Origin of the sequence: Bradyrhizobium guangdongense (assembly GCF_006483445.1) — a bacterium.
GTDB lineage: Bacteria > Pseudomonadota > Alphaproteobacteria > Rhizobiales > Xanthobacteraceae > Bradyrhizobium > Bradyrhizobium guangdongense_A.
In genome coordinates, this window is sequence record NZ_PPPT01000133.1 from 1 (window position 1) to 22098 (window position 22098).

The window sequence follows — 22098 nt, forward strand, 5'->3', positions numbered from 1 at the left end:
CCTGCTTGTTGTTGGTGGTTTTGAGAACCTCGTCGCGGGCGAACCCGAATGCCTTGCGGATGTCGAGGCCGGGTCTGGTCAGATACTTGATCAGCGCACCGGTGAACGGGCTGTTCTTGCCGTCGCCATCATAGGCGAATGACCCCGCCTTTGCGGCAAAGGCGACCAGGGTGTTCGGGCTTTCCGGCTCGACCTTGGCCAGGCCTCGCCCGATCGCGCGGGTGCCGGTCGTGCGCTTCATGGATCTGCTGAACGGGTTGTCGCGGCATGCATCCAGGATGACGAGCCGCAACTCCTTCGCCGGCTCGATCACGGTCAGGATACGATCGAGCGGGATCGCTTCGTCGAAGGCATCGATGTCGCGCTCGAGGACCGCGTCGACCGGGATGACGTAATTGATCCCGTCGATCTCCACGCCGTGTCCGGCAAAGTAGACGATCGCGATGTCGGCATCGCGGGCCGTATCGGAGAAATCGCGCAGCGCGCGACGCAATTCGGCGACCTTAAGGTCGCGCTTCAGCTCGGCGACATCGAAGCCGGCATCCCTGAACATGGTCCAGACCACGGTGGCATCGTTGGCCGGGTTCGGAAGCCGGGTGACGCTCTGATAGGCGGAATTGCCGATCACGAGCGCGACCCGCTTTGCCGCAGAAGCCGGCTGGCTCAACAGCCAGCTCGATGCGACCGCGAGACCCGCGACCACCAGGATGCGCATCACGTGGTTCTGCCAATACGCGTGCATGTTTCCGGCTCACCGCCACGATACGACGCCCGCCGAACGTACGCGCCCGGGACAATGAGCATTATGGATACATGGGGAAGAGCGGCTTTGACGTATCGCAAGTTCGGCGCTGCGTGTCGCCGGGTCTCAGCCCGCTTGCTGCGACGTCAGCGCCACCAGCCTTGCGAGTTGGCCTTCCAGGTCGATCTCGATATCCGCGGCCGGCATCTCGATCACCCGATAGTCCCGCGCCTGCAGCCATTCGCGCCTTGCGGCGCGGTCCGCGGCGATCGTCTCGCTCTCACCTGCGTTCACCAGTTCCACCGCGATCCGATGCACGAAGGAGACGAAATCCGGGATGTGACGGCCGACCGGGGTCTGCCGCTTAAACTGGCCGGCGAAGCGGCGGTCACGGGAGAGCGCCTGCCACAGCAGGCGCTCGGCATCGGTCGGATTGCGGCGGAGCAGGCGCGCGAGCCCGCGCACCGTGCTGCTGCTGTCCGATGCCCCGCTCTGCCCGTGTTCGGCGAGCAGCGCCCGCAGCCGCGTCGCCTGCGCGCCGTCGAGCACGCCGCCCTTGGCCGGGCCCTTGCGCCCTTCCGCGATCGCCATCACCACACCGTGCAAAGTGTGCATGTCCTGCTTGGTCGGATCCATGCGGGTAAAGATGTTGCGCAGATTGACCAGCATGGTGTCGCGCTTCTCGGGCGGGCGCAAAAACTCGACACGATCGAGCTCGCGCACGAGGTTCTCGAAGAAGGCCTGGATCTGGTGCTGCGAGGCGCGCTCGGACCGCTCCGGCATGCCATGGGGGAGCGCGCCCGAGGTCGCCTGCTTGAACCATTCGTAGCCGACCAGCAGCACGGCTTGCGCGAGGTTGAGCGAGGCGAAACCCGGATTGACCGGGAAGGTGATGATCCGGTTAGCGAGCGCGACCTCTTCGTTGGTCAGACCCCAGCGCTCGCGCCCGAACAGGATGCCGGCCCGCCCGCCCGAGGCGACATGGCTGCCGATCTCGGTCGTGGCAGCCTCGGGGCCGACCACCGGCTTGGCTTGGTCATGGGCCCGGGCTGAGGTGGCGAACAGGAGGTCGAGGTCGGCCACCGCCTGCGCGACCGTGTCGAACAGCTCGACCTTTTCCAGAATGTGGTCGGCGCCGGCGGCGGCGCGCTGCGCGGCAATGTTGGGCCAGCCGTCACGGGGATTGACGATCCGCAAGCGCGTCAGCGCAAAATTGCCCATGGCGCGCGCGGCCATGCCGATGTTCTCGCCCAACTGCGGCTCGACCAGGATGATGACGGGGCCGTCCAGGGTCAGGCCGGTCTTGCTCTTGTCAGTGCCCGACATCTCGCTTCGCTTTCACGCTCGTTTTCAGGGCCTTGCTCAAGGCCTTGCCCAGACGTTCCGAGGAATTGATTCAAGCGGGCAAGACGCGCCCGTGGCGCCTCGTTTGCCTGTCCTGAGGAAATTCTCAAGCGAAATAACGAGTTAGAATCGGCTTTTGAATCTCGTCCGAAACTTCAGCCCGGAGCCGGTTTCGTGGCCCGCCGCGGGGGCCCATCCGCGGATGCAGGATCGGCTAAAAGTGCATAATCACTTGGCTTTCGCCCACCCTTCGGCAGTGCTATGAGGCGGCAGATCAATCCTTTCCCGCCGCAGGCGCTGTTCCCAAGAGGGCTTTCCCGATCATGGCAAAAATCAAGGTGACCAACCCCGTCGTCGAGCTCGATGGCGACGAGATGACCCGGATCATCTGGCAGTACATCAAGGACAAGCTGATCTATCCGTATCTGGACATCAACTTGATGTATTTCGACCTGGGGATGGAATACCGCGACAAGACCGGCGATCAGGTCACGGTGGACGCAGCCAACGCCATCAAGAAGGTCGGCGTCGGCGTCAAATGCGCCACCATCACCCCGGACGAGGCCCGGGTGAAGGAGTTCGGCCTCAAGGAGATGTACAAGTCGCCAAACGGCACGATCCGCAACATCCTCGGGGGCGTGATCTTCCGCGAGCCGATCATCTGCAAGAACGTGCCGCGCCTCGTTCCCGGCTGGACCAAGCCGATCATCATCGGCCGCCACGCCTATGGCGACCAGTACCGCGCTACCGACTTCAAATTCCCCGGCCCGGGGACCTTGTCGATGAAGTTCGTCGGCGCAGACGGCACCGTGATCGAGAAGGAAGTCTTCAAGGCACCGGGCTCCGGCGTCGCCATGGAGATGTACAACCTCGACGATTCCATCATCGATTTCGCCCGCGCCTCGCTCAACTACGGCCTGATGCGCAACTACCCGGTCTACCTCTCGACCAAGAACACGATTCTGAAGGTCTATGACGGCCGCTTCAAGGACATCTTCCAGGACATCTACGACCGCGAGTTCAAGAAGGAATTCGAGGCCAAGGGCCTGACCTACGAGCACCGCCTGATCGACGACATGGTGGCCTCGGCGCTGAAATGGTCCGGCGGCTATGTCTGGGCCTGCAAGAACTACGACGGCGACGTGCAGTCCGACACGGTCGCGCAGGGCTACGGCTCGCTCGGCCTGATGACCTCGGTGCTGCTCACCCCCGACGGCAAGACGGTGGAAGCCGAAGCCGCCCACGGCACGGTGACCCGCCACTACCGCGAGCACCAGAAGGGCAAGGAGACCTCGACCAACTCGATCGCGTCGATCTTCGCCTGGACCCGTGGCCTCGCCCACCGCGCCAAGCTCGACAACAATGCCGAGCTCGCAAAATTCGCGAACACCCTCGAGAAGGTCTGCGTCGACACCGTCGAAGCCGGCTACATGACCAAGGACCTCGCGCTGCTCGTCGGCGCCGATCAGCGCTGGCTCTCGACCACGGGCTTCCTGGACAAGGTCTCTGACAATCTGACCCAGGCGTTGGCGAAGTAAGCGGGCTTCCGCAATTTCGCCCGACTACGGTCGGACATCATCAAGGGCCGCGCCTCGGGTGCGGCCCTTTCGTTTTGACGCTGTACGGAGCCACACCATGTCCGTCAAGTTCGCTGTCCCCTGCCTGCTGCTGCTCTTGACCGGGGCGGCCGGCGCCGCGGAGACCCTTCCCGACGCCATCGCGGCACCCGGCGAGACCACCGTGCTCAGCGTCCACGCCGAGGGCGCACAGGTTTATGAGTGCAAGGCGGCCGCCGACGGCAAGTTGGCCTGGAGCTTTCGCGAACCAGTCGCGACCTTGCTCGCTGAAGGCAAGACCATCGGCCGGCACTATGCCGGGCCCAATTGGGAGCACGCCGACGGCAGCGCCGTGGTCGGCAAGGCCATCGGCAATGCGCCGGGCGGGTCGCCTGCCGACATTCCCTGGCTGAAGCTGGAGGTCGCCTCCCGCCGCGGCAGTGGCGTGCTCACGCCGGTCACGACAGTCCAGCGCATCAATACCCATGGCGGCAAGCTCGAGGGTCCTTGCGACAAGGCCGGCGAGTTCAAGAGCGCGCCCTACTCCGCCGATTACGTTTTCCTGCGCAAGGGCTGAGTGCGCGTGTAACATAGTGCGCCGGCTGACGGAGATCGCACGATGCTCTTCATGGTGATCGAACGCTTCAAAGACCAAAACCCGATCCCGGTGTACCGACGCGTGCGCGACCCCGGCATCAAATTCCCCGAAGGGCTTAACTATGTCGGGAGTTGGATCGAGCCGAATTTCGACCGCTGCTTCCAGCTCATGGAATGCGACGACCTGCGGCTGCTCCAGGAATGGATCCTGCTCAACAACCGCGACATGGGCATGAGCTTCGAGATCGTGCCGGTCGTGCCGAGCAAGGAGACGCGCGAGGTCGTCGCGCCGTTCCTCGATCCGAAATAGTTTAGCGGTCCGCGACTTCCCGCTCGGCCTGTGCCAGTTCCGCGACCGCGAGGTCGCCGCCTTCGCCAAGCCGCGCCTCTGCGGTCCTGCGGACGTGGGCGGCGAGCGTCGGCATGCGCTCGATCAGCGCGTGGAAATCCTGCGCGTCCAGGATCAGCAGCCGCGTCTTCCGCGTCGCCTTCACGGTGCCGCTGCGCTTGGTCTTGTGCAGCAACGCGATCTCGCCGAAGAACGTGCCGTCGGCGAGCCGGACGCACTGGTTCGGCAGCTCGATCTCGACTTCGCCTGCGGTGATGAAATACATCGACGAGGCCGCATCGCCGCGCCGAACCAGAATCTCGCTCTGCTCGATGGTCCGCGCCCGCAGGAGCCGCATGATGTCGGCGATCTCCGAGGCCGTGAGGTGCGAGAACAGCGGCACCCGCGCCAGCATGCCCCAGGTGACGACGAAGTCGCGGCGCTTCACCTCTTCGGCAAAGGCCGTCGAGATGATCGCGACCGGCAGCGCGATCATGGCAAAGCCCGAGATGATCGCGAAGACCGAGACGAACTTTCCGAGCGGCGTCACCGGGACCACGTCGCCATAACCGACGGTGCCGAGCGTCACGATCGCCCACCACATCGCCTGCGGGATGGTGCCGAGCTTGTCCGGCTGCACGTCACGCTCGATGGCATAGAGCAGCGAGGCAAAAGTCAGCACCACGCCGATCAGGATGACGACGCAGCCGATCAGCGCACGCCGCTCGGCATGAACGGCCGCGAGCAGCGAGCGCATCGCGGGCGAATAACGGATCAGCTTGAAGAACGGCAGCACCCCAAGCCCGGCCAACGTCGCGTGCCGGCTCGTGGCGAGCACGATCGCGGCGGGCAGGAACGCCATGAGATCGATGATACCGAGCGCCGAAAAGGCATACGAAAACCGATCGGAGAGCGCGGACGCCTTGCGCTGGGTGTGCCCCGCCACCGTCCAAAGGCGCGCCAGATATTCCAGCGCGAACACGATGACGGCGAAGACGGCGACGGCGCTGAACAGCGCATCGAACCGCGCGTCGAGATCAGGCACCGAGGCGAGGACCATCGCGGCAACGTCAAGCACGATGACGCTGATGATGAACTGGATGAAGCGCGACCCCGCCGAATAGGCCAGCGGGTCGTGCTCCAAGAGTTCGTAAAGGCGATCCCTCAAGTTGGGATCGCGGAGCCCGCGTCCTTTCGGAACGAGCCGCACCGCCCTAGCCGACCGTCATGGCTTTTTCGATCGCCGACAGCGCCGCGGCCGCGTTGGCGCCGTCGGGGCCGCCGGCCTGCGCCATGTCGGGACGACCACCGCCGCCCTTGCCGCCGAGTGCCTCGGAGGCGACCTTCACCAGATTGACCGCGTTGAAGCGCGACGTCAGGTCGGCGGTGACGCCGACCACGACGCCGGCCTTGCCGTCCTCGGTGACGCCGACGATGGCGACGACGCCCGAGCCGATCTGCTTCTTGCCGTCGTCGGCAAGGCTCTTGAGATCCTTCATCTCGATGCCTTCGACCGCGCGCGCCATCAGCTTGACGTTGCCGACCTCACGCACGCCGGACGCCGCACCATTGCCTGCGGACGCGCCGCCGCCCATCGCGAGCTTCTTTTTGGCGTCGGACAGTTCACGCTCAAGCTTCTTGCGCTCGTCCATCAGCGCGGTGATGCGCGCAGGCACGTCGTCGATTGCGGTGCGCAGCTCGCTTGCCGCGGCTTTTGCCAGCGCCATGGTGTCGTTGGCATGCTTGCGCGCGTGGCGGCCCGTGAGCGCCTCGATACGGCGCACGCCGGAAGCGACCGCGCTTTCGCCGGTCAGCGTGATCAGGCCGATGTCGCCAGTGCGCTTCACATGCGTGCCGCCGCAGAGCTCGACCGACCAGCCCATCGCGTTCGCGCCGTGCTCGCGGGCGGTCTTGCCCATGGAGACGACGCGGACCTCGTCACCGTACTTTTCGCCGAACAGCGCACGCGCGCCAGCCTCGCGGGCCTCGTCCACGCCCATGATGCGGGTCGTGACCTCGTCATTCTCCAGCACCACGTCGTTGGCGATGTCCTCGACGCGGGCGAGCTCTTCCGGCGTGATCGGTTTTGGATGCACGAAGTCGAAGCGCAGACGGTCGGGCGCGACCAGCGAGCCGCGCTGGGCGATGTGATCGCCGAGCACCTGGCGCAGCGCCTCGTGAAGCAGATGCGTCGCCGAGTGATGGGCGCGGATCGATGAACGCCTGCTGTGATCCACTTCAAGCTGAAGCGCGGTGCCGAGCTTCAGCTCGCCGCTCTCCACCGTGCCGACATGAACGAAGAGATCGCCGAGCTTCTTCTGCATATCGGTGACGCGGAACTTGATGCCGCCTTCCCCTAGCAGCACGCCGGTGTCGCCGACCTGGCCGCCGGACTCCGCGTAGAACGGCGTCTGGTTCAGCAGGATCGCGCCGGTCTCGCCGGCCTTGAGGCTGTCGACTTCCTTGCCGTCCTTCACCAGCGCGGTCACCACGCCTTCGGCGCTCTCGGTCTCGTAGCCGAGGAACTCTGTAGCACCAAGCTTCTCGCGCAGCGGGAACCAGACCGCCTCGGACGCGGCCTCACCCGAGCCCTTCCAGGATTCGCGCGCCTTGGCCTTCTGCCGTTCCATCGCGTCGGTGAACGAGGCCTGATCGACGCCGATGCCGCGCGACTTGAGTGCGTCCTGCGTCAGGTCGAGCGGAAAGCCATAGGTGTCGTAGAGCGTAAACGCGACGTCGCCGTCGAACATGTCGCCTTTCTTCAAGCCCGCGCTCTTCTCGTCGAGGATCGAAAGGCCGCGCACCAATGTCTTGCGGAAGCGGGTCTCTTCCAGCCGCAGCGTTTCCTCGATCAGCTTTTCCGCGCGCACCAGCTCCGGATAGGCCTGGCCCATCTCGCGCACCAGCGCCCAGACGAGACGATGCATCAGCGGCTCTTTCGCGCCGAGTAACTGCGCATGGCGCATCGCGCGGCGCATGATCCGGCGCAGCACGTAGCCGCGGCCTTCGTTCGAGGGCAGCACGCCGTCGGAGACGAGGAAGGCCGAGGAGCGTAAGTGGTCGGCGATGACGCGGAACGAGGCCACGGTCTGCTCGTTCGGTCCGTTGCCGAGCGCGGATGACGTCGCATCGATCAGGTGCTTGAACAGGTCGGTCTCGAACACGCTGTCGACGCCCTGCATGATGCAGGCCATGCGCTCGAGGCCCATGCCGGTGTCGATCGAGGGACGCGGCAGATCAACGCGCTCCTCCTTCGTCACCTGCTCATATTGCATGAACACGAGGTTCCAGAATTCGAGGAAGCGGTCACCGTCTTCCTCCGGGCTGCCGGGAGGCCCGCCCCAGATGTGCTCGCCGCGATCGATGAAGATCTCGGAGCACGGGCCGCACGGACCGGTATCGCCCATCGCCCAAAAGTTGTCCGAGGTCGGGATGCGGATGATGCGATCGTCGGAGAAGCCCGCGATCCTCTTCCAGAGGCCGGCCGCCTCGTCGTCGGTGTGATAGACGGTGACGAGCAGCTTGTCCTTCTTCAGGCCGAAGTCACGGGTGATCAGCGTCCAGGCGAGCTCGATCGCGCGCTCCTTGAAATAGTCGCCGAACGAGAAGTTGCCGAGCATCTCGAAGAAGGTGAGATGGCGCGCGGTGTAGCCGACATTGTCGAGGTCGTTGTGCTTGCCGCCGGCACGCACGCACTTCTGCGACGTGGTGGCGCGCTGATAGGGCCGCTTCTCGACGCCGGTGAAGACGTTCTTGAACTGCACCATGCCGGCATTGGTGAACATCAACGTCGGGTCGTTGCGCGGCACCAACGGCGAGGACGACACGATCTCGTGGCCGTTCTCGGCAAAGAAGTTCAGAAAGGTCGACCTGATCTCGTTGACGCCGCTCATGTTCATCCAATCGGGTGTAGTTGGGCCCGCGACATGCCATCCAAACCGGGAATTAAGGCTGATATCTTCGAGCAGAAGGCTTTTAGACATTGCGGGCCGCGCTGTCCAGAAACTGTGCAAGGAGATCAGAGGGTTGCCGCAGAAGCGTAATCCCCGTTGATAGATGCTGCGATGCGTTGACAGGCTTGGCCGCGGCGTGGTTTTGTCCTATCTGTATCGTACGGCCACGTCGGGAGAGACCGGCACTGGATGCCGGCGCCGAAGGAGCAACCGCCCCGGAAACTCTCAGGCAAAAGGACCGCGTGGCTTTGACAGCATCTGGAAAGAGGCGCCGACGGGCTTGAGCCCGGACCAGCGTCCGCCGACGGGATAATACTCTCAGGCACAGCGACAGATGGGGCTTCGATGGGTTTCCTGGGGGATCGTCCTCGGGAACCGCGAGGGCCCCTGTGATGCTTGCGCGCGACGACCAAGACTCCCTGAAACGTACCCCGCTTTACGCCCTCCATGTGTCCCTTGGCGGGAAGATGGTGCCGTTCGCGGGCTATGAAATGCCGGTGCAATACCCGACCGGAGTGCTGAAAGAGCACCTCCATACCCGCGCGGCCGCCGGCCTGTTCGATGTGTCCCACATGGGCCAGATCGCGCTCCGGCCGAAATCCGGCAAGGTCGAGGATGCGGCACGGGCGCTGGAGCGGCTGGTGCCGCAGGACATCGTCGCGATCCCCAACGGGCGCCAGCGCTATGCCCAGTTCACCAATGCCGATGGCGGGATTCTCGACGATCTGATGGTCGCCAATTTCGGCGATTATTTGTTCCTGGTGGTCAATGCCGCCTGCAAGGCCGAGGACGAAGCGCATCTGCGCGCGCATCTCTCCGATGACTGCATCATTGATTCGCTGACCGACCGCGCGCTGATTGCGCTGCAGGGTCCGAAGGCGGAGTCAGCGCTGGCGAAATTGTGTGCAGAGACCCCTTCCCTGAAATTCATGGATGCCGGCCCGCGCAAGGTTGACGGCCTTGACTGCTACGTGTCGCGTTCCGGTTACACCGGCGAGGACGGGTTTGAGATTTCGGTTCCCGCCGCCGACGCCGAACGCTTGGCAAAGGCGCTGCTCGCCGACAGCGACGTGCTGCCGATCGGGCTCGGCGCCCGCGACAGCCTGCGGCTCGAGGCCGGGCTCTGCCTCTATGGTCACGACATCGACACCGCGACCACGCCGGTCGAAGCCGCGCTGGAATGGTCGGTGCAAAAAAGCCGCCGCACCGGCGGCGCACGCGCCGGCGGCTTTCCAGGCGCGGACAAGATTCTGGCCCACTTCGATCAAGGCGCGGCCCGCCGCCGCGTTGGCCTCAGAGCCGAAGGCCGCGCGCCCGTGCGCGAAGGCGCCGTGCTGTTTGCGGATGCGACGTCGAGCGAACCGATCGGAAAAGTCACGTCGGGCGGGTTTGGCCCGACGCTCAATGCGCCGGTTGCGATGGGCTATGTGCCGACGGCGCTGAGCGCACTCGGTACGCAAGTCTACGCCGAGGTGCGCGGCCAGCGGCTGCCGCTCGCCGTTGCCGCGATGCCATTCGTGAAAAACACCTACAAACGCTGAGGACCGACGATGACTACGAAGCTGTACACCTCCGACCACGAATGGCTTGCGATCGACGGCGACATCGCCACCGTCGGCATCACCGATTACGCGCAGTCGCAGCTCGGCGACGTCGTCTTCATCGAGCTGCCCAAGGTCGGCCGCGCGCTGAAGAAGTCCGAGGCCGCAGCCGTCGTGGAATCGGTCAAGGCCGCCTCCGACGTCTACGCACCTGTGACGGGCGAAGTGCTCGAGGTGAACGATGCCGTCGTGGCTGAGCCGGCTCTGGTCAATTCGGACGCCGACGGCAAAGCCTGGTTCTTCAAGATCAAAATTGCCGACAAGGGCGAGCTCGGTAGCCTCATGGACGAAGCCGCCTACAAGGCGCACACGGCTTAAACGATGGAGCAAGCGATGACCGCGCAGCGCAAATCCAACGGCGACACCGCCGCCTCCTTCGTTCGCCGCCATATCGGCCCCTCCGCGCGCGACGTCACAGCAATGCTGGAGACGGTTGGCGCAAAGAGCCTCGACGCGCTGATGGCGGAGACGCTGCCCGCGTCGATCCGTCAGGCCGCGCCGCTCGATCTCGGCAAGGCGCTCAGCGAGACCGAGGCGCTTGCACATATGAGCGAGCTCGCGGCGCAGAACCAGGTGTTCACCTCGCTGATCGGCCAGGGCTATTCCGGCACGATTTTGCCGGCTGTCATCCAGCGCAACATCCTGGAGAATCCGGCCTGGTACACGGCCTATACGCCGTATCAGCCCGAAATCAGCCAGGGCCGGCTGGAGGCGCTGTTCAACTTCCAGACCATGATCTGCGATCTCACCGGGCTCGACGTCGCCAACGCCTCGCTGCTGGATGAAGCCACCGCGGCGGCGGAGGCCATGGCGCTCGCGGAGCGGCACTCGCAGGTGAAGGCGCAGGCCTTCTTCGTCGACAAGGACGTGCATCCGCAGACGCTCGCGGTGATGCGCACCCGCGCCGAGCCGCTGGGCTGGACCCTGATCGTCGGCGATCCCCTTGCCGATCTCGACAAGCAAGACGTGCTCGGCGCGCTGCTGCAGTATCCGGGCTCTTCGGGCGCGGTGCGCGACCTGCGGCCGGCAATCGCGACGCTGCGTGCCAAGGGCGCGCTTGCCATCGTTGCCGCCGATCTCTTGGCACTGACGGTGCTCGCCTCGCCCGGCGAGCTTGGTGCCGATATCGCGATCGGTTCCGCGCAGCGCTATGGCGTCCCGATGGGTTATGGCGGGCCGCACGCGGCCTATATGGCGGTGCGCGATGCGCTGAAGCGCTCGCTGCCCGGTCGCATCGTCGGTCTCTCCGTGGATTCGCGCGGCGCGCCTGCCTACCGGCTGGCGCTGCAGACCCGCGAGCAGCACATCCGCCGCGAGAAGGCGACCTCGAACATCTGCACCGCGCAGGTGCTTCTCGCCGTGATCGCCTCGATGTACGCGGTCTATCATGGCCCCGAAGGGCTCTCGCAGATCGCGCGCACCGTGCACCGCCGCACCGCCGTGCTGGCGGCCGGCCTGCGCAAGCTCGGCTTTGCGCCGCAGTCCGAAAACTTCTTCGACACGGTGACGGTCGATGCCGGCGGCAAACGCGACGAGATCGTCGCGCGGGCGCTGGCCGAGAAGATCAATCTCGGCACCAGTGGCGCTGGTCTGCGCATCGCGCTCGACGAGGCTACGACGCCGACGACGGTGGAAGCCGTGTGGCGCGCCTTTGGCGGGCAGCTTGCCTATGCCGAGATCGACGCCACCTCACGGGAGGCGCTGCCGGATCAGTTGAAGCGGGCCACCGCGTTCCTGACCCATCCGGTGTTCCACGCGCATCGCTCCGAGACCGAGATGCTGCGCTACATGCGCAAACTCAGCGATCGCGATCTCGCGCTCGACCGCGCGATGATTCCGCTGGGCTCGTGCACCATGAAGCTGAACGCGACCACCGAGATGATGCCGCTGACCTGGCCGGAGTTCGGCAGCCTGCATCCGTTCGCGCCGCGCGAGCAGGCCAAGGGCTATCACGCGCTGTTCGCGCGACTCGAAAAGTGGCTGTGCGACATCACCGGCTATGACGCGATCTCGCTGCAGCCGAACTCAGGCGCGCAGGGCGAATATGCCGGCCTGCTCGCGATCCGCGGCTATCATGCCGCGCGCGGCGAAAGCCATCGCAAGGTCTGCCTGATCCCGTCGTCCGCGCATGGCACCAACCCGGCCTCGGCCGCGATGGTCGGCATGGACGTGGTGGTGGTTGCCTGCGAGAAGAACGGCGACGTCGACGTTGGCGATCTCCGCGCCAAGGCCGAGGCGCACAAGAACGACCTTGCCGCTGTCATGATCACCTATCCCTCGACGCATGGCGTGTTCGAGGAGCATATCCGTGAGATCTGCGACATCGTGCATGGCCATGGCGGCCAGGTCTATCTCGACGGCGCCAACCTCAATGCGCAGGTCGGCCTTAGCAGGCCCGGAGATTACGGCGCCGATGTCAGCCATCTCAATCTGCACAAGACGTTCTGCATCCCGCATGGCGGCGGCGGCCCGGGCATGGGGCCGATCGGCGTGAAGGCGCACCTGGCGCCGTTCCTTCCCGGCCATCCCGCAACCGACGGCAGGGCGCCGGTGGGGCCGGTCTCTGCCGCGCCGTTCGGCTCGGCCTCGATCCTGACCATCTCCTACATCTACATTTTGATGATGGGCGGCGAAGGGCTGAAGCGCGCGACCGAGATCGCGATCCTCAATGCCAACTACGTGGCTGCAAAGCTCGAGGCGCACTTTCCGGTGCTCTACAAGAACGCCAAGGGCCGCGTCGCGCATGAGTGCATCGTCGACCCCCGTCCGCTCAAGGCGACGTCGGGCGTCACCGTGGACGACATCGCAAAGCGCCTGATCGATTACGGTTTTCACGCGCCGACCATGAGCTTCCCGGTGCCGGGCACGCTGATGATCGAGCCGACCGAGTCGGAATCGAAGGCAGAGCTCGATCGCTTCTGCGACGCCATGATCGCGATCCGCAAGGAGATCGCCGAGGTCGAAGGCGGCCGGTTCAAGATCGAGGCCTCGCCGCTGCGTCACGCGCCGCATACGGTCCACGACATCGCCGACGACAATTGGCAGCGCGCCTATAGCCGCACCGAGGGCGTCTTCCCCGCGGGCACCTCGCGCACCGACAAGTACTGGTGCCCGGTGGGGCGCGTCGACAACGTTTATGGCGACCGCAACCTGGTGTGCTCGTGCCCGCCGGTGAGCGACTACGCGGAAGCCGCGGAGTAAGGGGCGTCGAAAACAACCCCATGCACAGTAGCCGGCGAAAATCGGCAATGCGCGCGCTGAGTTCGACGAAGCCATTGATGCGTCGGGGCAAATAAGCAGCCCCGCGCAATCGGCGCGGCAAACTGCGCCTTCCTTCCGATCGCGCATCAGGGCGCGATCAACGAGCGGGCTTTCCGATCCCAGCGCCAGAGTCGCTCATTGGTCAACTCGGTGCCACCCCACCAGCGGTGGATCGGGTTACGCCTGGAGAAATCCTCTTCCCCGGCAACGACGGCCCGCCCAAGTTCGGTCAGAACCAGCGGGCCCCCTTCGTAATCGAAGGGACCGGTCGGTTGGCTCTGGTCGAGGGACGTCGCGCCAGGCTGAAGGAAGGCCGGTGCACGACACTGCATCAACGCACAGAGCATTTCGTCGGCCTCCCCCTCGTTGTACAGCTCGCGAAGTTCGGCCGCACGGAGCACCTCCTGTGGCTCGGTGCCTTCGTCCTCAATCCATCCCAGCATGCCCATCTCGTTTTCGCCCAGCCCCGTTTCCACATCGGGCAACTCTTCGAGCATGGTGATGAGCGCCGGCCGCAGCCGTGGAAGGATCGTCAGATCCTTCGCGAGCAGATCGAAGCAGGGTTCGGGCGTCGGCGCACGCCAGGCATGCCAAACACGGCTGGCGATCGTCAGGTGGCCGTCCCCGACCTTGAACACCGGCAGCTTCCATTTCGCCAAGGATTGCGGATGATACTTCGTGATGGCATCATCCGTGTACACCAGGCTCAGCTTGGTCGTGATCTCCTTGTAGGAGCGAAGCAGGTCGAGCAGCCAGGCCAGTACGAGCTGATCATTTGCCTGCGGATCGACCCAAATTTCAATCGAATCGAACTTCTCGCACAGCGCGAAAAGGCCGATATCGCGTGTGCCGTAACCCTTCAGCCAGCTCCGAAGAGCGTCGTCGAGCCAGTGTTCGCCGTGATTGCGGTGCTTCGCCGAGCGTGGCTCCAGCCCCGTCAGGAGTTGCTCGTCGGGCGGCAGCGGGCCGCGCACGAAGCGAGGGTAAAAGCCGAGGACGACATTTGCTATCCCGGCCTCACGAAGGTGGCGGGGCGCGAAACCGTTCGTGGTCAGGATCAAATGCGACACGGTGACCTCTCAATCAAAAACAATATGCCTTCAGCTACGCTCCCTCTGAGCCAGGCGCGGCCAATGAGCGGGTTTCTGCGTCCCAGCGCCACAGCCGTTCGTTGGTCAGGTGAGTGCCGCCCCACCAGCGATCGATGGAGTTGTAACGGCGAAAATCCTCCTCGCCGGCCAGCACTGCCTTCCCGAATTCGGTCAAGGACAACCGTGATCGATTGTAGCGCTCGAAGCGATCCGGATCGTTGTGCATGTCCAGGGAAAACGGGCCTTCACCCAGCCCTGACAGCGCCGGCCTCTCGCCCCGCGCGAGCCCATCCAGCAGCGCGCCAACTTCCCAGTATCCATACACAAACGGCTCGTAGGGCTTCTGATGGCGCGGGAAGACATCGAAAGGCTGGACGCCGCCTCGCGCAACACGCTTCAGGATCCGCTTTTCCGTGGCTCCAAGGCCTGAGGCCGGAGCCGGCAGCTCTTCAAGGAGGTCCCGCACGCAATGATCGAGTTGCGGAAAGGCAACCAAATTCCACTTGAAGAGGCTGCACCAGTTCTGCGGGGTCGGCGCACAGTAAGCTCTCCATGCACGGCTGGCCAATTTGAAGTCATGAGGTGTGATCTCGCAAACCGGTGGATAAGGATATGGCTCGGCAAGCTCTCGGGGATCGATGTCGCCGATAGGCAAGACCGAATAGCGCATCATGAGGCTGGCACTTGCAGTGCCTCCGCGTCGCCAATGATCGAGCAGCCAGAGCAGGACCAATTGCGCATTTGGCTCGGGCCCCCGCCAAAACTCGAAGGCCTCGCATTCCGCGAATAAGTCTGTAAATCCCCGATCCTTCACACCCCATTGTTCGAGGCGCCAGTCAGGCGTGTCGTCAAGCCAATGAAGGCCGGGTGGCTGTGTCGTCCGCGGTGCGAAGAATGCGTCGAGCTCCGCAGCAGACGGCATCGGCCCCCAGACAAGCCGGCGTTCAATTGCGATCACGATATCGGCCAGGCCGGCGACTTGGATGGCACCGGCAATCGACGAGTCCGTTGTCACGATGAGCCGTGTCATGCTCGCAGCCTTAGGGCTTCGTCAGAACGGCGCCGTAACGCCACAGCCGGTCGTTGGTCAGGTGCGTGCCGCCCCACCAGCGATCGATCGGATTGTGACGGCTGAAGTCCTCCTGATAGGCGAGGACGGCCTTGCCGAATTCCGTCAACGACAGCCGGCTGCGGAGATAGACCTCGTGCCGAGTCCCCAAATTATTTTGGTCGATCGTGCGCAGTTCGTCGCCCAACCCAGCCACCGCGGGTTTGGGGCCGAGCGCGAGCCCTTCAAGCAGCGAACCCAACTCGAACTCTCCGAACACATATGTCCGCCGTTGCGAATCCAGGTGAAACAACGCATTCGTGTTCGCAAATCCTCTGGAGAGGAGCTCCAGGAATCGCATCTCGGTGGCACCGAGGCCCGTCAAGGGTGATGGGAGCTCTGCCATCAGTTCGAGCAACGCTGGCCGCAGCATTAACAAGGCGCTCAGATCGCTGTGAAGGAGATCGAAGCAGGCCTCGGGCGTCGGCGCACAATAGGCCTGCCATGCCCTCTTGGCGGTCTCGAACTCCCGCGCCGAGACATCTACGACACGAATGTGCGAGGCAGAGTTTCGAAGCTGTTCGTATCTCAGATCGTAAAGATCGGACGCCAACAGGCGTAATCGAATGCTTTGCAGCAGCTTGGGATAAGAACTGAGGAATTCGAGCAGCCAGATTAACTGCAGTTGATCTTTGGGACTCGGGCCAAACCAGAGTTCGATCTCATCGTACCGCTCGCAAAAGTCGGCAAAGGGCAAGTTCCTGCGATCCTTGAACGCCGGCGGCCATTTGGTCCCCCAATCCGACCAGTGATCGCCCGGCTTGAGAGTGCCTGGCTGCGCGCCGAAATAGGCCTTGAGATATTCCGGTGACGGCAACGGCTCCCAAGTGAACCGAAAAAAGAAAAGAACAACGATCTCGGCCAACTTTGATTTGGCAAGGTCCGCACCGGCCGAACTGGTCAGGATCAGACGCTTCATCGCCCCACCCCATCACTGTCACACACAACACGAAAACGGGCGCTGACGACGTCGGCAACTCAACGTCCTCAGCGCCCGCTCCCGCGCGAAATGCTATGTCGATGCCCTACTCTTCCGCGGGCTCGTCGCCGTCGGCGTCGCGCTCGGGGCTGCCGGCCAGGATCTGCTCGGCGATCAGGCCGGAGTTTTGCCGGATCGCGGTTTCGATTTTTGCGGTGATGTCGGGGTTGGCTTTCAAAAACGCCTTCGAGTTCTCGCGGCCCTGGCCGAGACGCTGGCTGTCATAGGAGAACCAGGCGCCGGATTTCTCGACGAGCCCGGCCTTGACGCCGAGGTCGAGGATCTCGCCCATCTTGGAGACGCCCTCGCCATACATGATGTCGAACTCGACCTGCTTGAAGGGCGGCGCCAGCTTGTTCTTCACCACCTTCACGCGCGTGGTGTTGCCGACCACCTCATCGCGCTCCTTGATCGCGCCGATGCGGCGGATGTCGAGGCGGACCGAGGCGTAGAACTTCAGCGCATTGCCGCCGGTGGTGGTTTCGGGCGAGCCGTACATCACACCGATCTTCATGCGGATCTGGTTGATGAAGATCACCATGGTGTTGGACTTGTTGATCGAGGCCGTCAGCTTGCGCAGCGCCTGGCTCATCAACCGCGCCTGCAGGCCGGGCAGCGATTCGCCCATCTCGCCCTCGAGCTCGGCCTTCGGCACCAGCGCCGCGACCGAATCGATCACCAGCACGTCCACCGCACCCGAGCGCACCAGCGTGTCGCAGATCTCCAGCGCCTGCTCGCCGGTGTCGGGCTGGGAGATCAGGAGCTCGTCGATGTTGACCCCGAGCTTGCGGGCATAGACCGGGTCGAGCGCGTGCTCGGCGTCGATGAAGGCGCAGATGCCGCCCTTCTTCTGCGCTTCCGCCACCGTGTGCAGCGCCAGCGTGGTTTTGCCGGAGGATTCCGGCCCGTAGATCTCGACGATGCGCCCCTTGGGCAGGCCGCCGATGCCCAGCGCAATATCCAGCCCCAGCGAGCCCGAGGACACCGCCTCGATGTCCATGGAGCGGTCGTTCTTGCCGAGCTTCATCACCGAGCCCTTGCCGAACTGCCGCTCGATCTGGGAGAGCGCGGCAGACAGGGCTTTACTCTTGTCCATGGAAGATCCTTCGACGATACGCAGCGCTGTGGCGGACATCAGGTGGTGCTCCTTATGGCGGGGATTCGCTAGGGGGACAAACGGTTGGCGAAGCTGGCCGGCGATATCTGCACCGTACCCTATTTGTTCTAAGTTCGCAATATGTTCTTTTTGAAGTTGTGGGTACTGTCCGCATTTGCCCCCAGTGGCCAATTTAGAATTTGTTAGTGCCCTTGTTCGGTTAAGGTTCAGCCGCTCAACCACACAACCGGATAAATCCCTCTCAGGTTGTGCTCCGGAACAAAGCTGGCACAAAGTGCATAGTCGTTCCTTCGCGCGTCTTGGAACTGATCGGCACTCATCTGCATATTGGAGTCAGAACTCAAACCCAACGGTTAGGACCCGTAAGACGAGGTGTGTCATGGAGCGCCGACGACGTTTCAAGCAAATCATTTCCCTTGAAGAGCGCCTTACCGAAGAAGCGAGACGATTACGCGAAGAAGCCGAACTCCTCCCCCACGGACCCGTACGCGAGGAAGCCCTCCGCAAGGCGCGAGAAGCCGAAACTGGCTCGCACTTGAGCGAGTGGCTGAGATCGCCCGGCCTCAAATTGCCGGGGTAGCTGCCATGATCGAGCAGCCCGATGTTGACTCGTACTCCATTCCCGCGCGCATCTGCCTTTTCGTTGCCGTCGGCGGCGGTGCAGTATTGGTCGCACTCACCGTCGCCAGCCTTTATTTCATACGTTGAGGCCGCCTCGATTGGCGGCCTCTTTGCTGAACCGGCAGTTCCACACCCTTGATCTAACGCAATCCGTCGCGCCTCCCCTCGCGAGACCATCCGGCCATGACCGAGCCCGATGAACAGAGCGAGGTGAATGAACCCAAACCCTCCCGATTGGAGGAAGCGCGACGCCTGATCGAAGAGTACGCGAACGACCTGCGCGAGATCATCCAGAAGCTACGCCGCAAGCTGCATTGAGGCCGCCTCAATGAGCGACCTCGTCCTTGTCCTCATCGTCGTCCCACTTTGTTCTGGGTTCCTCTCCGCACAAAGTGCTAGATTAAAGCGCGATGAGATTTGGTTGAACCGTCATCGCGCTTTAGTCTCTTTGTTCGAGCATGATCTTTTCGGAACCGCTTCACACTTTTCCGGATCATGCACCAGCAAGCCGCGATGGGGACTTGAGATGATCAGCGCCATTGAATGCCGGGAAGCCGCCAGCGCCTTCAAGGCCGAAGCCAGGATCGCGGGGACCGCAGCCAAGAAGGTCACTCTGCTTACCAATATCGCGCATACGCTAAGCGGCTTGGCCAACCAGCTCGAAATGCTTGATAGCCACGAGCACGAGCATAAGCAGAATTAGCAAGGCCGCCTCAGCGAGGCGCGAAACGGGCGACCCGACAAATCCGCGCTCACAGATCCAGGTCGAGCACCATCTCCCGGCTCACGCGCCTGGCGAATTTTGCGATCTCGGCAAAGACCTGCTGGCAGTGGGTGTCATGCGCGAGCGCGAGCTGCACCTTCTCGTAGGCTGCCTCGTCGGCATACTGCACGACGACAAGCCAGTCTCCCACGTCCGGGCCGGTTTGAAATTGGCTCAGCCGGTAGACGACGCCGTATGTGAGGTAGATGGCCTTCAATTTTCCGGCCAGCGGCGCTACGTCATCGATCGTGCCGCCGCGATAGCGGGATACGCCTGAGACCGTCATCCGCCTCTCCTTTCCAGACGCAGCCTACGTTAAGACTCTCCCATGAGTCCCGCACTGATCCTTCTCGCCAAGGCGGCCCTGATCGCGATCGCGGTCATGGCCGCGGCGGTCTGCGTGTGGGCCAATTCCCGCATGATGAAGCGGGCGCGCGAGTCCGGCCACCGGTTCTGGCTCGTCAATCCCCTTGCCCTGCTTGCCGCGTGTCGCGGCGTCGAACCGCTGATCTATTTCGTCGCCGCCTGTGTCGTCATTCTCACCATCGGCGCCCTGCTCCGGTTCTCCGGATCTGCATGACCCGTTTGCATGCCAGCGCTCTTACAATCGCCGCCATCTCCGCGCTGATATTCCATTGATCTAGCTCAATGGAAGGGCCCGCTCCGGTGCTTGCCTGCGACGGGCAGGGAACGGGGCACACAATGATGCGTGACCGACCGTGGGTCATTCAATCGCTGACCTGGGCGCTCGCCCTGATCGGCCTGCTCGCCGTCGCCTCCATGATCTGGTGAGGCCGCGCCGCTCAGGCGTCGCTCGCCGCCACGATGCGGCCCGATCCGCCACACTTCGTGCAGGCGCGAAACGCGATCTTCTCGCCGAGATGCACCGGACGCATCCCGCGCTCCTGCCCGGTGCCGTCGCATTCCGGGCAGATCGTGTCCTTCTTCGGTTCGTTCATGCTCGCCTCTCGCAGTCGCCGCCGGCCCGGCGTCCCGAGGTAGGACAGCCAGGCAAACGGCAACTGCAAGTTGACATCATTTTGCCCCCGGCAGGCAACACCCCTGACCGCGCGCCGGTGGCACAAACTGCACTGGGCCCGCGATTCGCCCTGACCTATCCTGATACCCATGCTCAGGGATGACGCCGTCTTTCGGCTCTATATCTTCGCGCTGGGAATATTGCCGGTAGTTTTGACCGCCATCCTGCTGTTTGCGTGGTGACCGACTGATGTCGCCCAAGGGTTTGTGGGGGATGAAGCGCGCATCCTCGTCTTTCTGCGCCCCGCTGTAAGGTCCATGTAAGCCCACCCGGGTAGGGTCATGCCGCTATGGTGTTGCAGCCCAGCACCTCAGCCTCCAATAACCTTCTGCCCCGCCCGGCTCTCCCCAGGCGGGGCTTTTTTATGGGCGGCGGCCGGCGCGGAAGAGCTGCTCCCTACTCCCGCGTCAGCCGCAGAGAGACGCGGCGGATCATGGGCGCCGCGAGCAGCACGACCGGCAGCATCGCGGCCCATGAAACCAGAAAGGCGAGCAGCCAGTGCGCAACGAACTGGTGGGTCGACGCCGACGGGAAGCTCGCAATCGCCGAGGCGATCGCGCAGGTCAGGCCGGACTGAATGACGCTGAAAACGAAATGGCTGTAGCGGCGGGGGATACCGAGCATGACGCGCCCTTGCTGTCTGACGCATCGGTGAAGCAAGGCACGTGCCGACGAACAGGACGTGGCGTGATTTAAAATGGTTCCAACCGCAACCTAGTCAGCACTATTTCCGTGGTTCTCCTGCCAAGAACAAAGTTCCTGCAGCACGGCCCACGAGCGAACGAAGCGTTGGCGATCGAACAAGGCGCTGGCGATCAGGCGTGGCTTGAACCTCCACGCTCGCGATCATGGGTTTGAAGAATGCGGACGAAATCGGCCATGCTCGAGCGATCACCGCCGTCGGCCACCCGAACGGCGTACGCATTCGTGTCGGCCCGGCCGCGCCAGACCCGCTTGAGCATTTCGACGATCAGCTTCATTGCTGCGAACACTTTGCCGGGACACCAGGATGTCCGGTCACCGGGGCTCACCAAGCGAGCCAGACCCCGCGATAAGCAGCAACGTTGCAGATCGTTCCCGATCGACGATCGGAAATCGCGGATCGTGACGCCGATGCCCCTGTTTCGGAATGCCGCTTCGCTTCTTTCGCCCCACGCGCGAATCCGGGATTGCGGTGGATTATCCACGGCTTAGCCGCAAATTTTAGGTTGCGGCCGGAATATGATGGCGTTCAACATGTTACGTCCATGAGGAGTGAATCGTGGGAGGGTAGCCATGAATCACAGGGGCGTTGAATTCACCGTCGCCAAAACGGCGATTCCCGGCGTCTGGCAGTGGCAGTTCCAGATCGGCGACAAGGTCAAGTCCGGCAAGACCGAGACCAAGATCGACCTTCTGGCCGTCCGTCGCGTGCAGCTCCGGATCGACCGCGAATTGAAGGCGATCGGCGAGACATTGGCTGGACAGGGCCCCCTGAACCGGCCGCTTGAACCAGACCTTGGGGCCCTTGGACCCGCTCCGGTACGGCGCGGCACGCCGGCTTGAACGGCGCTCCCGGCCCGTAAAAACCCGTAGAGTCCCGGAGTTGATCTGCATGCGGTTTGGGATTGCACTGCGCGCCCATGGCCTCGGGGGCGGCCATCTCGCGCGTCGGTGTCAGCAAATGCCGCTCTATTTCTTTCGGATCCGGAACGGCCGCTATTCGGGCTGCGCGGAGCAAGCCACCGAATGCGACGATCGCGACGCAGCCTGGAAGGAAATGACCAGCGTCTGCGCCGACATGGCCGCCGGCATCTCGCGCAAGTTGCAGGAAAACTCCGAATGGAACATGGAGTTGCTGGACGAGGCCAAGAAGCCCGTGTTCCGCATCAGCATCATCGCTGAATCATTCGATTGACGCCTAAGCGCGTTCCCGTCATGGCCGGGCTTGACGAGTTTCGGGCGCCCGGATTTGAGCGACATCAACACGCCCCTCGCCTGCGCTGGCATAGTGAGGCC

The 22098-nt window shown here is 63.6% G+C and carries 24 protein-coding genes and 1 riboswitch; of the genes, 12 read left to right on the forward strand and 12 right to left on the reverse strand.

Annotated elements, in window-relative coordinates; translation table 11 throughout:
• Nucleotides 1-715 (reverse strand): caspase family protein (locus tag C2U70_RS19325; protein WP_140980043.1); only part of this gene is annotated, 715 nt, incomplete at its 3' end.
• A 153-nt stretch (nucleotides 716-868) separates the two neighbouring features.
• Nucleotides 869-2068: a TrmJ/YjtD family RNA methyltransferase gene (locus C2U70_RS19330; protein WP_140980014.1), complete on the reverse strand. Its 1200-nt coding sequence runs from the start codon at nucleotides 2066-2068 to the stop codon at nucleotides 869-871.
• Between the two features lie 341 nt (nucleotides 2069-2409).
• Between C2U70_RS19330 and C2U70_RS19335 the strand changes: the two genes are divergently transcribed.
• The 3 genes from C2U70_RS19335 to C2U70_RS19345 all read left to right on the forward strand — a co-directional run bounded on the left by C2U70_RS19335 (nucleotide 2410) and on the right by C2U70_RS19345 (nucleotide 4549).
• Entirely contained in the window at nucleotides 2410-3624 is a 1215-nt protein-coding gene (locus tag C2U70_RS19335) for an NADP-dependent isocitrate dehydrogenase (RefSeq protein WP_140980015.1), read from the forward strand.
• A 97-nt stretch (nucleotides 3625-3721) separates the two neighbouring features.
• Entirely contained in the window at nucleotides 3722-4219 is a 498-nt protein-coding gene (locus tag C2U70_RS19340) for a DUF3455 domain-containing protein (protein WP_140980016.1), read from the forward strand.
• Nucleotides 4220-4261: 42 nt separating this feature from the next.
• Entirely contained in the window at nucleotides 4262-4549 is a 288-nt protein-coding gene (locus tag C2U70_RS19345; protein WP_140980017.1) for a DUF3303 domain-containing protein, read from the forward strand.
• Nucleotide 4550: 1 nt separating this feature from the next.
• On the opposite strand, the gene C2U70_RS19350 is transcribed toward C2U70_RS19345, so the two are convergent.
• Nucleotides 4551-5777: a cyclic nucleotide-gated ion channel gene (locus C2U70_RS19350; protein WP_140980018.1), complete on the reverse strand. Its 1227-nt coding sequence runs from the start codon at nucleotides 5775-5777 to the stop codon at nucleotides 4551-4553.
• 4 nt (nucleotides 5778-5781) lie between these two features.
• Complete coding sequence (gene alaS / locus C2U70_RS19355; RefSeq protein ID WP_186294361.1) at nucleotides 5782-8460, reverse strand: alanine--tRNA ligase; 2679 nt, start codon at nucleotides 8458-8460, stop codon at nucleotides 5782-5784.
• Between the two features lie 220 nt (nucleotides 8461-8680).
• Nucleotides 8681-8770: riboswitch (glycine riboswitch) on the forward strand.
• Between the two features lie 142 nt (nucleotides 8771-8912).
• On the opposite strand from alaS, the gene gcvT reads away from it, so the two are divergent.
• From gcvT to gcvP, 3 genes are read left to right on the forward strand one after another with little or no spacing between them, the layout of a single operon-like run.
• Nucleotides 8913-10061: a glycine cleavage system aminomethyltransferase GcvT gene (gene gcvT / locus C2U70_RS19360; protein ID WP_140980020.1), complete on the forward strand. Its 1149-nt coding sequence runs from the start codon at nucleotides 8913-8915 to the stop codon at nucleotides 10059-10061.
• Nucleotides 10062-10070: 9 nt separating this feature from the next.
• Nucleotides 10071-10439 carry a glycine cleavage system protein GcvH gene (gcvH, locus tag C2U70_RS19365; RefSeq protein WP_140980021.1) on the forward strand — a complete coding sequence of 123 codons (369 nt, stop codon included), beginning with the start codon at nucleotides 10071-10073 and terminating at the stop codon, nucleotides 10437-10439.
• 15 nt (nucleotides 10440-10454) lie between these two features.
• A complete protein-coding gene (gene gcvP / locus C2U70_RS19370) occupies nucleotides 10455-13322 on the forward strand; it encodes an aminomethyl-transferring glycine dehydrogenase (RefSeq protein ID WP_140980022.1) in 2868 nt (955 codons plus the stop codon).
• A 146-nt stretch (nucleotides 13323-13468) separates the two neighbouring features.
• Here gcvP and C2U70_RS19375 read toward each other — a convergent pair whose 3' ends face one another.
• The 4 genes from C2U70_RS19375 to recA all read right to left on the reverse strand — a co-directional run bounded on the left by C2U70_RS19375 (nucleotide 13469) and on the right by recA (nucleotide 17695).
• The gene (locus C2U70_RS19375; RefSeq protein WP_140980023.1) at nucleotides 13469-14452 is read right to left on the reverse strand and encodes a hypothetical protein; all 984 of its coding nucleotides are present in this window, start codon (nucleotides 14450-14452) and stop codon (nucleotides 13469-13471) included.
• 34 nt (nucleotides 14453-14486) lie between these two features.
• The gene (locus C2U70_RS19380) at nucleotides 14487-15503 is read right to left on the reverse strand and encodes a hypothetical protein (protein WP_140980024.1); all 1017 of its coding nucleotides are present in this window, start codon (nucleotides 15501-15503) and stop codon (nucleotides 14487-14489) included.
• A gap of 10 nt (nucleotides 15504-15513) precedes the next feature.
• On the reverse strand, nucleotides 15514-16500 hold the full coding sequence (locus C2U70_RS19385; protein WP_140980025.1) for a hypothetical protein: 987 nt from the start codon (nucleotides 16498-16500) through the stop codon (nucleotides 15514-15516).
• Nucleotides 16501-16606: 106 nt separating this feature from the next.
• On the reverse strand, nucleotides 16607-17695 hold the full coding sequence (gene recA / locus C2U70_RS19390; protein WP_140980026.1) for a recombinase RecA: 1089 nt from the start codon (nucleotides 17693-17695) through the stop codon (nucleotides 16607-16609).
• Between the two features lie 567 nt (nucleotides 17696-18262).
• Between recA and C2U70_RS33700 the strand changes: the two genes are divergently transcribed.
• The 3 genes from C2U70_RS33700 (at nucleotide 18263) to C2U70_RS19400 (ending at nucleotide 19001) form a co-directional block, all read left to right on the forward strand.
• Nucleotides 18263-18385 carry a hypothetical protein gene (locus C2U70_RS33700; protein ID WP_283810389.1) on the forward strand — a complete coding sequence of 41 codons (123 nt, stop codon included), beginning with the start codon at nucleotides 18263-18265 and terminating at the stop codon, nucleotides 18383-18385.
• Between the two features lie 96 nt (nucleotides 18386-18481).
• Nucleotides 18482-18616, forward strand: a complete 135-nt coding sequence (locus C2U70_RS33705; RefSeq protein WP_283810390.1) for a hypothetical protein — start codon at nucleotides 18482-18484, stop codon at nucleotides 18614-18616.
• Between the two features lie 10 nt (nucleotides 18617-18626).
• Nucleotides 18627-19001, forward strand: a complete 375-nt coding sequence (locus C2U70_RS19400; RefSeq protein WP_140980028.1) for a hypothetical protein — start codon at nucleotides 18627-18629, stop codon at nucleotides 18999-19001.
• A 49-nt stretch (nucleotides 19002-19050) separates the two neighbouring features.
• Here the strand turns inward: C2U70_RS19400 and C2U70_RS19405 are convergent, their stop codons facing one another.
• Nucleotides 19051-19347 (reverse strand): hypothetical protein, encoded by a 297-nt coding sequence (locus C2U70_RS19405; RefSeq protein WP_140980029.1) that lies wholly within the window; start codon nucleotides 19345-19347, stop codon nucleotides 19051-19053.
• A 42-nt stretch (nucleotides 19348-19389) separates the two neighbouring features.
• Here C2U70_RS19405 and C2U70_RS19410 point away from each other — a divergent pair, with 42 nt between their 5' ends.
• Nucleotides 19390-19641: a hypothetical protein gene (locus C2U70_RS19410; protein WP_140980030.1), complete on the forward strand. Its 252-nt coding sequence runs from the start codon at nucleotides 19390-19392 to the stop codon at nucleotides 19639-19641.
• A gap of 223 nt (nucleotides 19642-19864) precedes the next feature.
• Here the strand turns inward: C2U70_RS19410 and C2U70_RS33075 are convergent, their stop codons facing one another.
• The 3 genes from C2U70_RS33075 to C2U70_RS33080 form a co-directional block, all read right to left on the reverse strand.
• Nucleotides 19865-20020: a hypothetical protein gene (locus C2U70_RS33075; RefSeq protein WP_186294362.1), complete on the reverse strand. Its 156-nt coding sequence runs from the start codon at nucleotides 20018-20020 to the stop codon at nucleotides 19865-19867.
• 476 nt (nucleotides 20021-20496) lie between these two features.
• Nucleotides 20497-20724, reverse strand: coding sequence for a DUF2798 domain-containing protein (locus C2U70_RS19415; protein WP_140980031.1), 228 nt, complete (start codon nucleotides 20722-20724; stop codon nucleotides 20497-20499).
• A gap of 191 nt (nucleotides 20725-20915) precedes the next feature.
• Complete coding sequence (locus C2U70_RS33080) at nucleotides 20916-21080, reverse strand: hypothetical protein (RefSeq protein WP_186294363.1); 165 nt, start codon at nucleotides 21078-21080, stop codon at nucleotides 20916-20918.
• Nucleotides 21081-21375: 295 nt separating this feature from the next.
• On the opposite strand from C2U70_RS33080, the gene C2U70_RS19420 reads away from it, so the two are divergent.
• Both C2U70_RS19420 and C2U70_RS19425 read left to right on the forward strand, forming a co-directional pair.
• On the forward strand, nucleotides 21376-21645 hold the full coding sequence (locus C2U70_RS19420; RefSeq protein WP_140980032.1) for a hypothetical protein: 270 nt from the start codon (nucleotides 21376-21378) through the stop codon (nucleotides 21643-21645).
• 118 nt (nucleotides 21646-21763) lie between these two features.
• Complete coding sequence (locus C2U70_RS19425; protein ID WP_140980033.1) at nucleotides 21764-21997, forward strand: DUF6894 family protein; 234 nt, start codon at nucleotides 21764-21766, stop codon at nucleotides 21995-21997.
• Nucleotides 21998-22098: the final 101 nt, after the last annotated feature.

Bases quoted from the DNA above. Each gene is read 5' to 3' on its own strand.
- C2U70_RS19330 (WP_140980014.1), bottom strand. From the start codon at position 2,068: ATGTCGGGCACTGACAAGAGCAAGACCGGCCTGACCCTGGACGGCCCC.
- C2U70_RS19335 (WP_140980015.1), top strand. From the start codon at position 2,410: ATGGCAAAAATCAAGGTGACCAACCCCGTCGTCGAGCTCGATGGCGAC.
- C2U70_RS19340 (WP_140980016.1), top strand. From the start codon at position 3,722: ATGTCCGTCAAGTTCGCTGTCCCCTGCCTGCTGCTGCTCTTGACCGGG.
- C2U70_RS19345 (WP_140980017.1), top strand. From the start codon at position 4,262: ATGCTCTTCATGGTGATCGAACGCTTCAAAGACCAAAACCCGATCCCG.
- alaS (WP_186294361.1), bottom strand. From the start codon at position 8,460: ATGAGCGGCGTCAACGAGATCAGGTCGACCTTTCTGAACTTCTTTGCC.
- gcvT (WP_140980020.1), top strand. From the start codon at position 8,913: ATGCTTGCGCGCGACGACCAAGACTCCCTGAAACGTACCCCGCTTTAC.
- gcvH (WP_140980021.1), top strand. From the start codon at position 10,071: ATGACTACGAAGCTGTACACCTCCGACCACGAATGGCTTGCGATCGAC.
- gcvP (WP_140980022.1), top strand. From the start codon at position 10,455: ATGACCGCGCAGCGCAAATCCAACGGCGACACCGCCGCCTCCTTCGTT.
- C2U70_RS19380 (WP_140980024.1), bottom strand. From the start codon at position 15,503: ATGACACGGCTCATCGTGACAACGGACTCGTCGATTGCCGGTGCCATC.
- C2U70_RS19385 (WP_140980025.1), bottom strand. From the start codon at position 16,500: ATGAAGCGTCTGATCCTGACCAGTTCGGCCGGTGCGGACCTTGCCAAA.
- recA (WP_140980026.1), bottom strand. From the start codon at position 17,695: ATGTCCGCCACAGCGCTGCGTATCGTCGAAGGATCTTCCATGGACAAG.
- C2U70_RS33700 (WP_283810389.1), top strand. From the start codon at position 18,263: ATGATCGAGCAGCCCGATGTTGACTCGTACTCCATTCCCGCGCGCATC.
- C2U70_RS33705 (WP_283810390.1), top strand. From the start codon at position 18,482: ATGACCGAGCCCGATGAACAGAGCGAGGTGAATGAACCCAAACCCTCC.
- C2U70_RS19400 (WP_140980028.1), top strand. From the start codon at position 18,627: ATGAGCGACCTCGTCCTTGTCCTCATCGTCGTCCCACTTTGTTCTGGG.
- C2U70_RS19405 (WP_140980029.1), bottom strand. From the start codon at position 19,347: ATGACGGTCTCAGGCGTATCCCGCTATCGCGGCGGCACGATCGATGAC.
- C2U70_RS19410 (WP_140980030.1), top strand. From the start codon at position 19,390: ATGAGTCCCGCACTGATCCTTCTCGCCAAGGCGGCCCTGATCGCGATC.
- C2U70_RS33075 (WP_186294362.1), bottom strand. From the start codon at position 20,020: ATGAACGAACCGAAGAAGGACACGATCTGCCCGGAATGCGACGGCACC.
- C2U70_RS19415 (WP_140980031.1), bottom strand. From the start codon at position 20,724: ATGCTCGGTATCCCCCGCCGCTACAGCCATTTCGTTTTCAGCGTCATT.
- C2U70_RS33080 (WP_186294363.1), bottom strand. From the start codon at position 21,080: ATGAAGCTGATCGTCGAAATGCTCAAGCGGGTCTGGCGCGGCCGGGCC.
- C2U70_RS19420 (WP_140980032.1), top strand. From the start codon at position 21,376: ATGAATCACAGGGGCGTTGAATTCACCGTCGCCAAAACGGCGATTCCC.
- C2U70_RS19425 (WP_140980033.1), top strand. From the start codon at position 21,764: ATGCCGCTCTATTTCTTTCGGATCCGGAACGGCCGCTATTCGGGCTGC.